Below are 14,319 nucleotides of genomic sequence, written 5' to 3'. Positions count from 1 at the left end.
TGCAAGGAAACGAGGTAAACCCTATGTATTAAGGTTTTACCTCGTGTATTAATTGCTATTTATATTCATTGATAAGTTAGTGACATTATCTAGCTCAAAATCTTGTTCACTAATCATGTAACGATCAAAAAAGCTTAAGTCAATTCCCGTAACTCTGTGGAAAAAAGGTGTTTCTACCATCCAATCCTGTTCAACCATTTTGCGGATATCAATCATTCCCCTTTTATCAACAAAATCAATAATCGATTTTATTTTTTGGGGTTTTTGTATTGGTATCATTTCATCTAGTGGTTCTCTTTTTAAATAACCTTTTCGATGTAGAGCAGCATAAAAATTACGATGCTTTTTTGAATCTAATATGTCTAAGTTAGCTGCCCGATATCCTAAAACTTGTAAGGATGCTTTCCATTTCTTTTTTTAAATCGATATATGCATCAGGGTTTGTCACATGATGTATAGATTCCATATCCTCTAAAAATGATTCTTCTGGTAAGAGAAACGCACCTGCAAACTGATTCGCCTCGCGTTCGAGTTCTTTATGTTCTTTACGATCTAAATTAGTAAATTCAACTTTGTAGTGAAGTAACAAATGACCGAGTTCATGAGCTATATCGAAATTTCTACGAACCGCTGAACGTTTTATATTACCCAATATAATATATGGTCGATCTTGTCTAGACCATAAACTATAAGCATCAACTTCATCACCAATTGGTTTTTCAAAAATAAAAATACCACTTTTTTCTATTGAAAACAAAAGATTATCATTGGTGTCATCTCGAAGGCCAATTCTATTCCGTGCCAGCTTGGCAATTTTATGGATTTGTATCTTCCTATCATCATTAGAGGTATTTAAGTAATTAATAACTTCATCTCTTAATTGAATACTTTTTTGTGTTGGAAGACTTAAATTAGCTATTAAATAGTTGACGAAACTGTCTAAATATTCGACGTGCTTTGCTTCTGATTGAGTTTTAGAAATAACATGCATGATCTTTGAACGATATGCAATATTCATAATGGGAATGTTTTCTGGTTCAAAGAAACGCTTTAGAGCGTCCTTTTTATAAAAATATTTACTTTTTACATTAAAAATTGATTTTAAATCATTCACAACTTGCATTTTAGGTGATGTATAATTATTCTCATATTGCCATACTGCCTGTTCTGTTACATTTAACATTTCAGAGAGCTGTTTGCGTGAATAACTATGCATGATTCGAAGATTAGTTAAATTTTCACCGATAAACATAATGCTCCCCCTTATTTTAATAAAGGTCTAATTACTTTCTTTATCCTCTTCCTCAAAGATACCAATATCGAAAGCTGCAGGATCAATTATACCATCCTTTTGTTCTGGTGCTATAACTGCACGTTCCTCATCAGTTAGTTCTGCACCATATATATAGGCTGAAAGATCTTCAATCTTATAGGCGATATTATTCTCTGGATTTGGCAAGTAATGCATAACTTCCGAGATTTGCGAAGCTTCATCAATCTTGTAAGTAAGAATATGAAATTCATCATACGTAGATTGAAATCATTGAAGCTCGTCGCTAACTTGTTCTATGGGTACAAATAACGAAAGTTGTTCACCTTGTTCATAGATTTGTTGGTTCTCAGGAGTAGATGTAGATGGAATTCCTTGATTTATTTTAGAAAGTTCATGGAGATATGTTCTACGATGGCTCTTGCATTTTTTATGAGGTAATATTGCTTGTGAGAAGCTATTTTCATTAAAATAGGCAGCATTTTTAATCAGAAAAATTTTCTTCTTATCATCTTGAATAATTGTAAATAGTCCCACGTTAGTCCTGCTTTAGCAATTTTATAAGATAAATTTAACTCTGGACTGAACTCTGCAATTTTGCTCTCTATAAAATTTCCTTTCGTCCAGGCAAAAGCAGAACTAATTTTCATATTTGCGTTACGATTTTTACGGTGGTCAATATAATCACGATAACCCTCAACTATAGCATGAACAATTGTTTCGCCATCTTTGGGATCAAATTTGAATTGTTCCATATCTACCACTTCCTTAAAATTTTTCTTAGTTTCATTTTACCTCAAATAGAGTGAATAAGGTGTGATTTATTTTATTTTTTTTAAAGTTTTGATGATGAATTTATAATTTTTTAAAGATAAGTAAGTATAAAATTTGGGGCTACCATCGTAACTGTAGTAGTTTTGATTTACTCCGTTTCATAGTTTTATTCGTTCTGTCCAGTTATTACCTCCTCTTTATCAAATAAAATTTAAATATTTGTTTAACAGTGGTAAGCTAGAGAGTGGGTTAAATATTTCTGGGAAAGATGTTTAACGAGATAAGTCTTGTCTAGGGGAAAGTTCAACAAGAGCGATTACATCTTTTCTGTTGAAAACAGGGAGAATGGATAGGAATGAGCAAAAACTATACGAAAACAGATGTAATGTTAATTGGTGCAGGTATCATGAGTGCAACGTTAGGGTCGTTGTTAAAAGAATTGGTACCAGAATGGAACATCAGGGTTTTTGAAAAACTGGAAAGAGCAGGAGAAGAGAGTTCAAATGTTTGGAATAATGCAGGTACTGGTCATGCTGCATTGTGTGAGCTGAACTATACGTATGAAAAACCTGATGGCTCGATAGATATGACAAAAGCAATCAAAGTAAACGAGCAGTTCCAGGTTTCAAAACAATTTTGGTCTTACCTCGTAAACAGCAATCTGATACGTAATCCAAAGGATTTTATTATGCCTTTGCCTCACATGAGTTTTGTTCAAGGGCAGAAGAACATAGAATTTTTAAGAAAGCGCTACAAAACTATGTCAGATCATCCGTTGTTCCAGGACATGGAGTTTTCCGATGATCCAGAACAACTTAAGAAGTGGATTCCACTTATGATGAAAGACAGGGTAACGGATCAGCCGATAGCAGCAACAAAGATTGATTCTGGCACAGATGTCAATTTTGGTGAAATAACGCGTAAAATGTTTGATCACTTAGAACATCAAGACGTTGAAGTAAACTACAAACATACTGTTGAGGACATTCAACGGTTGAGTAACGGTTCATGGGAAGTAAAAGTCCGTGACATCGATAATGGGAAAATCGAGTACCATACGACCGATTTTCTTTTTATTGGCGGGGGCGGAGGTAGTCTGCATTTACTGCAAAAAACTGGTATTCCTGAATCGAAGCATATTGGTGGCTTCCCTGTAAGTGGACTATTCATGGTATGTAACAATCAAGAGGTGATCGCAAAGCATCATGCAAAGGTGTATGGTAAAGCTAAGGTAGGAGCTCCACCGATGTCTATGCCTCACCTTGATACGAGATTTATCGACCATGAAAAATCATTGCTTTTTGGACCATTCGCAGGCTTTTCCCCGAAGTTCTTGAAAAAGGGATCAATACTAGATTTGTTAACCTCGGTTAAAACGGATAATCTCGTGACGATGTCAGCGGCAGGTGTAAAAAATGCTTCCTTGACTAAATATTTGTGTGAGCAAGTGATATCTTCCAAAGAAAAGCGCATGGAAGAATTACGAGCGTTTATTCCGGATGCTAAAAGTGAGGACTGGGGTATAGTAGTAGCAGGACAACGAGTGCAAGTTATCAAGGATACGGAGAATGGTGGTAAAGGAACACTACAATTTGGTACGGAAGTTGTCAGCTCTGCTGATGGTTCGGTAGCTGCTTTACTAGGAGCTTCTCCGGGGGCATCTACTGCGGCTCATGTCATGCTCAAGGTTATCGAAAAATGTTTCCCTCAACATGTTAAAGACTGGGAGCCGAAGATAAAAGAGATGATTCCTTCTTATGGTGTCTCACTAGCGGAAAACCCAGAGCTTCTTCAAGAAATTCATACTTCAACAGCACAGATACTTGGACTTAGTGCAAAAGAAAAGGTGCATAGTTAACTGAAACAAGGATTTACTCTGAAATTCTGATAACAAATACAATATAAACACAGAACCTTGATCTGTTTTAAGATTAAAGGTTCTTTTTGATGGTTGGTGGGTGGATGTGTTTGAAATTATCTACATAGGAAATTACTTTGTCAAAATAAAACTTGTTCATAAAAGATTCATTAGATATAAACGAATAGTTGATAGAATACAGATTGTTAAATAGAAGTCCACAGTTAACAGACCTCTCTATCCCTAGTATTTTTTGCTTAAAGTGTTTCAACGTGTATAATAATTAGTAAGCGGAAGAAAAGGAGTATATCAAATGGTTCAATCAATCAATACAAAGGTCGATTTAGTAATAGATGCGACTTCACATATAAATGTTTCAGACTATGGTCAGATTATGATTGGAGATAAAGGGTTTGAGTTCTTCAATAAACGCGATACGCGCAAGTTTATTCAAATTCCTTGGGAAGAAGTGGATTACGTAATCGCTTCCGTCTTGTTCAAAGGGAAATGGATCCCGCGTTATGCGATCCAAACGAAGCAGAATGGAACATTTACATTTTCTTCTAAAGATCCCAAAAAAGTATTTCGGGCAATGCGTGAATACGTTGAGCCCGATCATATGGTCCAATCATTGGGTTTCTTTGATGTAATCAAACGCAGTGTGAAGAGTAAATTAAAAAAGGAATAGAAACTGTTTTTTCTGGTTTTCATGTGTACGAAAGCAAAGCGTTGTTCGGAAGGAAACAGAGCATTGCCGGCTGCGCAATGATTTTATAAAAATGATAGAAGAGCAGCCGGCGATTGTATGGGATAAGTATGGTATGAATGTTAATAAACGGTATCTGTGTTAAGATTAAGTGGTCCTAGGCAGGAAGGGGACCGGATATAGTCAAATAACCTCTTGAATCAGGGGGACGGCTGTGATATAATTTCTGCAGGGATCTTTAAAGTGTTTTTTGCTTATTTTTAGTGGTTTTATAAAAGCGTTTTCAATATAAAATTATATAGTTGTCTCCATTATTTTTACGTGTTACTGATTCGATCAGGCATGAGTGAAAGTATTGATTAAACGAAGCATAAGGGACCTTCTATACCCCTGCCTTCATTTGATCTTATTTTTACTCATGCCTTTTTTAATTTTTTCAGGAGAGTGTAATCGCTTTAGATAAGCTGATGGAATATACTTTAGGGGTTTGCTACGTAAGCTTTACCAATAAAAATAGGAGGTAAGAAGATGGTAGGAATTATCATTGCTAGCCACGGTGAATTTGCCAATGGTATCTTGCAATCTGGAGCGATGATCTTTGGAGAACAAGAAAATGTAAAAGCTGTTACATTGATGCCGAGCGAAGGACCCGATGATGTAAAGGTAAAAATGAAAGAAGCAATTGCCTCATTCGACAACCAAGACGAAGTATTATTCTTAGTCGATCTTTGGGGTGGAACTCCTTTCAATCAAGCAAATGGCTTGATGGAAGCGCATGAAGATAAATGGGCAATCGTTGCTGGTGTCAACTTAGCAATGTTGATCGAAACTTATTCATCGCGCTTTTCCATGGACACCGCACACGAAATTGCTGCACATATCTTGGGCACAGCAAAAGAAGCGGTTAAGGTGAAACCGGAAGAATTAGAACCAGCAGATGCTGGTGCAACAGCTGATCAGTCAGTAAATACAGGTGCCCCAGGAAAATTTGAGTATGTGTTAGCGCGTATTGATTCTCGTTTACTTCATGGGCAAGTAGCAACTGCTTGGACAAAGAATACATTGCCTACACGTATTATCGTGGTATCGGATGAAGTCGCGAAGGACGAGCTTCGGAAAAAATTGATTCAGCAGGCTGCTCCTTCGGGTGTAAAGGCACATGTTGTTCCAATTAATAAAATGATCGAACTGGCAAAGGATGATCAACATTTTGGCGGACAGCGCGCGTTACTTCTTTTTGAAAATCCAAACGATGTACTTAGAGCAGTTGAAGGTGGCGTTCCGTTAGAGACAATTAATGTTGGATCAATGGCGCACTCACCTGGTAAAGTTCAACCGAATAAGGTGTTAGCCTTTAGTCAAGCGGATATCGATGCGTTCACTAAGCTAAAAGAAGCTGGTTTGAAGTTCGATGTACGTAAAGTTCCCAACGATTCACAAGGTGACATGGATGAAATTATCAAAAGGGCTCAAGCAGAGCTCAGCAAACAGAAATAATCCTAATTATCAAAAGAAGGAGGATGAGTCATCATTATGGAATTGACGATTATTCAAATAATATTAATTGTTATCGTAGCATTCTTAGCTGGTGTAGAAGGAATCTTGGATGAATTCCACTTCCATCAGCCGATCATTGCCTGTACGTTAATCGGCTTAGTTACAGGAGAAATAGTACCATGCCTTGTCTTAGGTGGTACCTTACAATTAATTGCTTTAGGCTGGGCAAACATTGGAGCTGCTGTAGCACCAGATGCTGCGTTGGCCTCTGTTGCATCTGCTATTATTCTCGTATTAGGTGGTCAGGGCGAAGCTGGTGTATCTTCTGCAATCGCGATTGCAGTACCGCTTGCAGTTGCAGGTCTATTATTGACAATCATTGTCCGAACGATTGCAACCGGATTGGTACATTTAATGGATGCCGCAGCCAAAGAGGGAAACATCAGGAAAATAGAACTATGGCATATTGCCGCTATTTGCATGCAGGGGTTACGTATTGCCATCCCAGCTGCATTAATCTTGGCTATTGGTGCAGGCCCGGTTAGAGAGTTACTTCAGTCCATGCCATCTTGGCTGACAGATGGTTTAGCAGTTGGTGGAGGAATGGTAGTAGCCGTTGGTTATGCAATGGTTATTAACATGATGGCTACAAAAGAGGTATGGCCATTCTTTGCAATTGGTTTTGTATTAGCGACGATACCATCTATCACACTATTGGGTCTTGGTGCTATCGGTCTGGCTCTTGCCCTTATCTATATAGCGCTTACGAAACAAGGCGGTTCGGGTAATGGCGGAAATGGGAACACTGGTGATCCGTTAGGCGATATTATTGATAACTACTAAAAGGAGGGGGACTAAAAATGGATAAAGAATTGAAATTAACAAAAAGAGATCGCATTGCGATTTGGTGGCGATCCACTTTTATTCAAGGTTCTTGGAACTATGAACGGATGCAAAACGGTGGTTGGGCATTTTCGATGATTCCTGCCATCAAAAGATTATATAAAAGAAAAGAAGATCGTGCAGCGGCACTCCAGCGTCACTTAGAATTTTTTAATACACATCCATATGTAGCTTCTCCGATTCTTGGTGTGACGTTAGCGCTTGAAGAAGAACGTTCGAATGGTGCGCCGGTTGACGATAAGGCTATTCAAGGGGTTAAAGTCGGTATGATGGGGCCTCTAGCAGGTATCGGCGATCCCACTTTCTGGTTCACGGTTAAGCCAATCCTTGGTGCATTAGCAGCTTCTCTTGCTATGTCCGGTAACATCCTCGGCCCGATTCTTTACTTTGTTTTATGGAATCTTATTCGTATGGGGTTCATGTGGTATTCGCAAGAACTTGGTTACAAAGCTGGTTCCAAAATTACCGACGACTTATCTGGTGGATTACTTCAGGACATTACCAAAGGCGCCTCGATACTCGGTATGTTCATCCTCGGTTCACTAGTAAATAGATGGGTAGCTGTCTCATTTGCTCCGACGGTATCTGAAGTTCAACTGGACGAAGGTGCTTATATAGATTGGGATAATTTGCCTGCTGGGGCAGAAGGGATTCGAACCGCACTGATTCAGCAAGAAGAAGGTCGATCACTGACCCAGACGGATGTAACGACCTTACAGGACAACTTAGATAGCTTAATTCCTGGTTTAGCCGGATTGTTAATCACACTTCTTTGTATGTGGCTGCTTAGGAAAAAAGTTTCTCCAATCATTATGATTCTTGGATTGTTCGTGGTTGGTATCATCTTCCACGCTATAGGCTTGATGTAAGAAATATAGACAAGCTAGATCTTTTTAAGACATCCATATAAAATAGAGAAGTACCTCCTGGTATGATAGACCCTAAGGAGGTGCTTTTTCATACAAGACTTTTACGAAGAATGAATTTAGGAGGATGACCATGCTGACGATAGGTTATATTGGCAATGGGAAAAGCACGAATCGATACCATCTGCCATTCGTACTGCAAAGAGAGAACATAAAGGTAAAAACAATATATCGAAGAAATCCGGATCGTGATAGCTGGGGGAGGATTGCAGGAGTAAATTATACTTCGGATTTAAATGAATTATTACATGACGAGGACATTCAGCTCATCGTGGTGTGCACAAAGCATGACAGCCATTATGAATATGCAAAACTCGTATTGGGACATAATAAACACTGTTTGGTTGAAAAGCCGTTTATGGAAACCTCCGAACAGGCAAAAGAAATATTTGCATTGGCCAAAGAGAAAGGGTTGATTATCCAAGCGTATCAAAACCGACGGTTTGACAGTGATTTCTTAACCGTTCAAAAGGTTATGGAGGAAGGGAAAGTCGGAGAGCTTCTGGAAGTGGAAATGCATTATGATTATTATCGTCCCGAAGTACCTGAGTCTGCCGATTCTTTTGACCCAGCTTCATCATTCTTATATGGACATGGCTGCCATACCCTCGATCAGGTCATCAGCTATTTTGGTAAGCCGGATCAAATCCATTATGATGTGAGGCAATTATTAGGAAAAGGAAGAATGAATGATTATTTTGATTTGGATTTATATTATGGCACGTTAAAAGTATCTGTGAAATCGAGTTATTTTAGACTGAAAGAAAGACCAAGCTTCGTCGTTCATGGAAAAAAGGGCTGCTTTGTAAAAGAAACTAAAGATCGTCAGGAAGAACATTTAAAGCTATTTTACATGCCTGATAATAAGGATTTTGGTATAGATACAATCAAACATTATGGTGTACTGTCATATATCGATGCCGAAGGTACCATTCACGAAGAAAAAGTGGCATCCGTAAATGGCGATTATGGAATCGTATATGATGATTTATATGAAGCTATTATAAATGGTAAAGCTAAAACCATTACCGACGAGCAGACACTGCTGCAAATGGAGATATTAGAAACGGGAGTTAAAAACTTAAAATAAAACGGGTGAAACCAACCCAAAAACGATTGCACTTCCACATTCTGTACAAGTGCAATCGTTGTTTGTTCCCTAATAATAAGTTACGCCTATTCAGCTGCTTTTTTATCAAAGAACATATTCACGTTATATACAAAACAAGGATAATTCATAGGGGATGATGGATTATCCTTGTTTAAAAATTGACACCTAAACCACCGTTCAACCTCCAGCAATAAATCCTTCCTCAACCAAACCTCTATATTCTATAATCTCACCCTTCTTCACATATACTCGAGGAACGCGTTTCCCTATCAGGCAGGCTGTTTCATAATGGATGGTTCCCATTAAAGCAGCAACTTCTTCCATAGCGGCATAGCCCTCGCTAGGTTCACCGAAGATGGTAACCACATCACCCAATCCGACTTCCCCAATGTCGGTAATATCCATCATCGATTGGTCCATACAAATTCTGCCGACAATGGGTGCGCGCTTTCCATGGACAGTTACATTGCCGTGATTGGATAATAGGCGGGAGAGGCCGTCGGCATAGCCTACGGGGATGGTTGCAATGATGCTTTCCCTTGATGTCTGATAGGTTAGTCCATAACTAATTCGTTCATCGGCAGCTAATGTCTTGATATGGATGGGTTTGGTTTTGAAGCTCATGGCTTGGGTTAAGTTAATGATATCCTTCAGATGTTCTTCCGGATATAAGCCATAGAGCCCAATGCCGACACGTACCATATCTAGATGCATGTCTGGATAGGCTATTGTTCCTGCCGTATTACAGCAGTGAATAATTGGTATATGACGGTGCTGCTTGAGAAACGAAACGACCTTTCTAAATTGATGAAATTGTTTTTCGGTATAGGTTGGATCGGTATTATCTGCATCGGCAAAATGGGTGAAAGCACCTTCCAGCATGACATAATCAGATGTAGCTGCTTCGGCCACTTGAAGTGCTTCTTCTTTGCTGGTCACACCAATTCGATTCATGCCAGTTTCAATTTTCAAGTGGACGCGTGCAGTTTTTTGCAGTGTTTCTGCTTCCATCTTCACTTTCGTTGCTGCTTCTTCGGTAAAAACCGTTAAGGTAATATGGTTTTCGATCGCTGTTCTCACGCCGTCTGCACGGGTGTATCCAAGTACGAGGATAGGGAAGTCGATTCCTGCTTCTCGCAATTGTATGGCTTCATCTAATAAAGCGACAGCGAGGTAGTCAGCGCCGGCTGCCATCGCTTCGTTTGCCACTTCGAGGGCTCCGTGTCCATAGCCATCTGCCTTAACGACGGCCATCAGTTTGGTTTGGTTGCCAATATGCCTTCTGAAGGCGATTACATTATGGTGAAGCGCATCTAACGAAACTTCTGCCCATGTATCCCGATAACTTCCAAGCTTCATTTTGCATCTCTCCTTAGGTGACTGCTGATCCTGTGCTTTTTGAATAGTCGTGATATAGAAGTACCCTTCTTACCGAGGTAGAAGGGCACATAGAAGATATTTACTTATACGTCTTTCAATAGATCTTCTGGTGATACGAAATCGTATCCTAGATCAGCTGCTACTGCTTCGTAGGTTACTTTTCCGTTCATCACATTGACACCAGACAGAATTGCCGGGTTATCTTGAATTGCTTTCGCAGCACCTTTAGATGCAATTTGTACCGCATATGGTACCGTTACGTTTGTCAAACCAACCGTAGACGTACGTGGCACGGAACCAGGGATATTAGCAACCGCATAATGAAGCACATCGTGTTTTACATAGATTGGATCATCATGGGTGGTTGGGTGATCGACTGTTTCGAAGTTACCACCTTGATCGATGGCAACATCAACGATCACAGATCCAGGCTGCATGGATTGAACCATTTCATCGGATACGAGTTTAGGAGCTTTCCTTCCTGGGATGAGTACAGATCCAATCACAAGATCCGATTCTTTGACAGCTTGTGCGATATTGAATGGATTCGACATTAATGTTTGAATGCTTGAACCAAAGATATCGTCTAATTGACGAAGGCGTACGGGGTTCAAGTCAATCATCGTCACTTCTGCACCAAGACCAAGTGCGATTTTTGCAGCGTTTGTTCCAACAACGCCACCACCGATGACCGTTACTTTTCCACGTTTTACGCCTGGAATGCCGCCAAGTAGAATCCCTTTGCCGCCCTCGGATTTTTCTAGATATTGTGCCCCAATTTGCGTAGCCATCCGCCCAGCAACTTCACTCATTGGAGTCAACAATGGCAATGTGCCATTTGCTGTAATGGTTTCATAAGCAATCGCAGTGACTTCATTTTCAACCAATGCTTTTGCTAGCTCAGGTTCTGCAGCTAGATGAAGGTATGTGAATAAAATAAGTCCTTTGCGGAAGTATTTGTATTCTGCAGCAAGTGGTTCTTTTACTTTCATAATCATATCTGCTTTTTCCCAAACATCTGCGGCGGTAACGATAATTTCTGCTCCAGCTGCTTGGTATTCTGCATCGGTAAAGTTACTTCCCATTCCTGCATCTTTTTCGATATAAACGGTATGGCCAGCATTTATTAAATGAATCACACCAGCAGGTGTCATAGCGACGCGATTCTCGTTGTTTTTAATTTCCTTTGGTACACCAATAATCATCTTATCCAACTCCTTCTCAATCAATCTCTCCTTGTATCATATCGCTTCTGTGAAACGGTTTCATTATGAAAAAATCTAAAAGAAAAAAACATGATTTGTGTAAATGCACAAATCATGTTTGTTGGATGTTTTCTATAATTAAGTCAAGGTAGATATTCGCTTTTAGATTCGGATCTTTTAAGTCGATGCCACTCACTTCTCTCATTCGCTTGAGGCGATAATTCATTGTATTCGGATGGATGAATAATCGTTTGGCTGCGTTATAGACATTGCTATCACAGTGTAAATACACTTCCAATGACGCTAGCAGGGAGGTTCCGTGCTGTTGGTCATACGCACGAAGCTTCTCCATAAAGGGGTTCTGGTATTGATCCGCCTTGCGAGTTTCTGCCAATTGCTCAATAAATTGATACACACCTAAATCTTCATAGAGTTTGACCGGATCGATGGTATCAGGCAATTTTTCCTGTAGCTTCAACACTTCTCTAGCCTGTTGATGGGAGTTTTGGATCTGTTGTGCGGCTTGATAAGCTAGACCTGCTGCGCCAAACACGTTGGCCAAGTCCAATTGCTGACTAATTCGAGTAATGAATTGATCCATAAAAGCATACAACGTTTGTTTATAATCGAATGCTTCCTTTAGATGGACGAGCATTATAAAATCATTATCGTCAAACAAGCTGGTAATCACATGAAGTTTGACCTGGGATTCGGATAGATAAAAGGCATGCTTTTCCATTTGTTCGGTTACTTCATCGGTAAAGCGAATCACAACAATTGCCTTATTCCCTTCCAAATGCATATTGTATTTCTTTTCCCGTTGTTTGATGGCATCCGTATCTTGCAAATCCCCTCGTAACAGCTGCCAAAAGAAGTCTCGATAACCTTCTTCTAATTTGCGATGGCGTTGCAGGTCTTTCAGGAAAAATTTCTTTACATAAGCAGCAGCTTCCTTAAAGAGAACCAATTCTTCCTCCGTGAAGGTTTTGTCGGAAGTATGCGCCCAGACAAATCCTAATATTTCATTATGTTTGCGTACGGAAATAGCGACGCGATTACCGAGGCCAACTTCGTTGATCTTGGGAATACTGACAGGATCATCGCTATCGATTAATTTTGGCATCACGCCTTTTTTCCATAAACCATTAATCACCTTATCTGGTACCTTCCGATTGATAATCGTAGATATGCGAACTTGGTCGATGTTGTCTTTATGCTTGCTGTAGGATACGACATGATGATTGGAATCTTCTATGGTAATGGGACATCCGAAGATATCTGCAATTTGGTCTGCAAGCTGATCGAGGGATGTCATCTTTTCATTTAAACTATTCAGTACATCTTTCTTTTGGGACATAGACCTTTTTCCTCCGTATATGGTTTGAACAAATAAACAAAAGCTTATTCTCTCATTTTAGTATATACACAAATCGATTTCATAGTGAAGATGTTATAGTAATCATGCATCATGATGGGAGGAAACACAATGAAAAAGATCCTATTAATTGGAAGCGCTTTTATCGGCGTGATTGTAGGTGCAGGTTTCGCTTCTGGACAAGAAGTACTGCAATACTTTACAAGCTTTGGCTTAATGGGGATTATTGGGGGCATTATTGCAACCGCTTTATTTGCGTATGTTGGCATGACGCTTGTTTGGGTCGGCAGTAGAATGAAAACGAATTCACATAAAGATGTAATATATAAAATAAGTGGGAGAACTATTGTTGGTCGCTTCATAGGGACGGTTATTGATTATATTCTTATCTTTACCTTGTTTGGTGTTGGTGTTGTGATGCTGGCAGGAGCAGGTTCTAACTTAGCTCAGCAATTTGGCCTGCCAGAAATCATAGGTACGATTCTCATGACGATACTCGTGTTGGTACTTGGGATGATGAATGTGGACAAGGTGGTTTCTGTCATTGGAGGAATTACTCCATTCTTAATCCTATTTATTGTGATCATATCAATCTATAGCTTTATTTCGATGGATGGATCGTTTAGTTCCTTGAACAGCTTAGCGAATCAACAGCCGACGACATTGCCGAACTGGTTTATTGCAGGAGTGAATTATGCATCCTTTAACACAGCAGTAGGTGCATCGATGGCATTGGTAATGGGCGGTGCTGAAAAGGATAGAAAAGCAGCTGCCATTGGAGGACTAGTTGGAGGATTCGTGCTAGGATTACTGATTATCTTAAGTCATTTGGCTATCTTCTCTAAAATTGAGGAAGTTGGCAGCATGGATATGCCAATGCTGGCGATTGTCAACGATATCTCGCCGTTATTAGGCACGATGATGGCGATTGTAATCTTGGCTATGATCTTTAATACTGCGTTAAGTATGTTTTATTCGTTTGCGGCGCGCTTTACGGAGGTAGAGACAAGCAAGTTTAGAATCTTTTATACGATTACCTTAATCGTCGGATTTGCCGTCAGCTTTGTCGGCTTCACCGATTTGGTTTCCTTATTCTATCCCACCATTGGATATATGGGTCTTGTGTTGATTCTAGGTTTGATTTACGCACCGATAAAACTTAAAAGAGAAGCAAAACAACAGCAAGTACAAGAAGAAATGGGAAAAGCGATGCATGATTAGGTGCATCGCTTATTTAGATGTGAAGGAAAGTTAGCCGCTGTCGAAATAGCAAGATGCTTAGAGCATGCGATTATCCTCCTCCGATTCCGGGTA

Annotated in this window: 12 protein-coding genes and 1 pseudogene; 7 read left to right on the top strand and 6 right to left on the bottom strand. The window is 39.5% G+C overall.

Going from position 1 to position 14,319, the window contains the following annotated elements:
* Nucleotides 1-48: 48 nt before the first annotated feature.
* From M948_RS30080 to M948_RS43990, 3 genes and pseudogenes are all read right to left on the bottom strand, one after another.
* Nucleotides 49-1,252, bottom strand: a pseudogene (locus M948_RS30080) (XRE family transcriptional regulator).
* A gap of 27 nt (nucleotides 1,253-1,279) precedes the next feature.
* Nucleotides 1,280-1,459, bottom strand: a complete 180-nt coding sequence (locus M948_RS43995) for a hypothetical protein (RefSeq protein ID WP_021290166.1) — start codon at nucleotides 1,457-1,459, stop codon at nucleotides 1,280-1,282.
* Between the two features lie 299 nt (nucleotides 1,460-1,758).
* On the bottom strand, nucleotides 1,759-2,025 hold the full coding sequence (locus M948_RS43990) for a hypothetical protein (RefSeq protein ID WP_021290164.1): 267 nt from the start codon (nucleotides 2,023-2,025) through the stop codon (nucleotides 1,759-1,761).
* A gap of 374 nt (nucleotides 2,026-2,399) precedes the next feature.
* Between M948_RS43990 and mqo the strand changes: the two genes are divergently transcribed.
* The 6 genes from mqo (at nucleotide 2,400) to M948_RS30045 (ending at nucleotide 9,024) form a co-directional block, all read left to right on the top strand.
* Nucleotides 2,400-3,902: a malate dehydrogenase (quinone) gene (mqo, locus tag M948_RS30070; protein ID WP_021290163.1), complete on the top strand. Its 1,503-nt coding sequence runs from the start codon at nucleotides 2,400-2,402 to the stop codon at nucleotides 3,900-3,902.
* Between the two features lie 313 nt (nucleotides 3,903-4,215).
* Complete coding sequence (locus tag M948_RS30065; protein WP_021290162.1) at nucleotides 4,216-4,590, top strand: DUF956 family protein; 375 nt, start codon at nucleotides 4,216-4,218, stop codon at nucleotides 4,588-4,590.
* A 546-nt stretch (nucleotides 4,591-5,136) separates the two neighbouring features.
* Nucleotides 5,137-6,105: a mannose/fructose/sorbose PTS transporter subunit IIA gene (locus M948_RS30060; protein WP_021290161.1), complete on the top strand. Its 969-nt coding sequence runs from the start codon at nucleotides 5,137-5,139 to the stop codon at nucleotides 6,103-6,105.
* Between the two features lie 42 nt (nucleotides 6,106-6,147).
* Nucleotides 6,148-6,948: a PTS mannose/fructose/sorbose transporter subunit IIC gene (locus M948_RS30055; protein WP_286191272.1), complete on the top strand. Its 801-nt coding sequence runs from the start codon at nucleotides 6,148-6,150 to the stop codon at nucleotides 6,946-6,948.
* Nucleotides 6,949-6,965: 17 nt separating this feature from the next.
* A complete protein-coding gene (locus tag M948_RS30050; protein WP_021290159.1) occupies nucleotides 6,966-7,877 on the top strand; it encodes a PTS system mannose/fructose/sorbose family transporter subunit IID in 912 nt (303 codons plus the stop codon).
* Nucleotides 7,878-8,007: 130 nt separating this feature from the next.
* Entirely contained in the window at nucleotides 8,008-9,024 is a 1,017-nt protein-coding gene (locus M948_RS30045; protein ID WP_021290158.1) for an oxidoreductase, read from the top strand.
* Between the two features lie 198 nt (nucleotides 9,025-9,222).
* On the opposite strand, the gene alr is transcribed toward M948_RS30045, so the two are convergent.
* The 3 genes from alr to M948_RS30030 form a co-directional block, all read right to left on the bottom strand.
* Complete coding sequence (gene alr / locus M948_RS30040; RefSeq protein ID WP_021290157.1) at nucleotides 9,223-10,404, bottom strand: alanine racemase; 1,182 nt, start codon at nucleotides 10,402-10,404, stop codon at nucleotides 9,223-9,225.
* 104 nt (nucleotides 10,405-10,508) lie between these two features.
* Entirely contained in the window at nucleotides 10,509-11,630 is a 1,122-nt protein-coding gene (gene ald, locus M948_RS30035; protein WP_021290156.1) for an alanine dehydrogenase, read from the bottom strand.
* 112 nt (nucleotides 11,631-11,742) lie between these two features.
* The gene (locus tag M948_RS30030) at nucleotides 11,743-12,987 is read right to left on the bottom strand and encodes a PucR family transcriptional regulator (RefSeq protein WP_021290155.1); all 1,245 of its coding nucleotides are present in this window, start codon (nucleotides 12,985-12,987) and stop codon (nucleotides 11,743-11,745) included.
* A gap of 129 nt (nucleotides 12,988-13,116) precedes the next feature.
* On the opposite strand from M948_RS30030, the gene M948_RS30025 reads away from it, so the two are divergent.
* Nucleotides 13,117-14,226 carry a YkvI family membrane protein gene (locus M948_RS30025; protein WP_021290154.1) on the top strand — a complete coding sequence of 370 codons (1,110 nt, stop codon included), beginning with the start codon at nucleotides 13,117-13,119 and terminating at the stop codon, nucleotides 14,224-14,226.
* The last annotated feature ends 93 nt before the right edge of the window (nucleotides 14,227-14,319 follow it).

Origin of the sequence: Virgibacillus sp. CM-4 (assembly GCF_000445495.1) — a bacterium.
GTDB classification, from domain to species: domain Bacteria; phylum Bacillota; class Bacilli; order Bacillales; family Amphibacillaceae; genus Virgibacillus; species Virgibacillus salexigens.
Note: the sequence above shows the minus strand (reverse complement) of the source record. Positions and strands in the feature narration are given on the sequence as shown.

What these genes read in the sequence shown, in the direction of transcription:
- M948_RS30050 (WP_021290159.1), top strand. Translation starts at nt 6,966, where the DNA reads ATGGATAAAGAATTGAAATTAACAAAAAGAGATCGCATTGCGATTTGG.
- M948_RS30045 (WP_021290158.1), top strand. Translation starts at nt 8,008, where the DNA reads ATGCTGACGATAGGTTATATTGGCAATGGGAAAAGCACGAATCGATAC.
- mqo (WP_021290163.1), top strand. Translation starts at nt 2,400, where the DNA reads ATGAGCAAAAACTATACGAAAACAGATGTAATGTTAATTGGTGCAGGT.
- ald (WP_021290156.1), bottom strand. Translation starts at nt 11,630, where the DNA reads ATGATTATTGGTGTACCAAAGGAAATTAAAAACAACGAGAATCGCGTC.
- M948_RS30025 (WP_021290154.1), top strand. Translation starts at nt 13,117, where the DNA reads ATGAAAAAGATCCTATTAATTGGAAGCGCTTTTATCGGCGTGATTGTA.
- M948_RS30065 (WP_021290162.1), top strand. Translation starts at nt 4,216, where the DNA reads ATGGTTCAATCAATCAATACAAAGGTCGATTTAGTAATAGATGCGACT.
- M948_RS30060 (WP_021290161.1), top strand. Translation starts at nt 5,137, where the DNA reads ATGGTAGGAATTATCATTGCTAGCCACGGTGAATTTGCCAATGGTATC.
- alr (WP_021290157.1), bottom strand. Translation starts at nt 10,404, where the DNA reads ATGAAGCTTGGAAGTTATCGGGATACATGGGCAGAAGTTTCGTTAGAT.
- M948_RS30030 (WP_021290155.1), bottom strand. Translation starts at nt 12,987, where the DNA reads ATGTCCCAAAAGAAAGATGTACTGAATAGTTTAAATGAAAAGATGACA.
- M948_RS43990 (WP_021290164.1), bottom strand. Translation starts at nt 2,025, where the DNA reads ATGGAACAATTCAAATTTGATCCCAAAGATGGCGAAACAATTGTTCAT.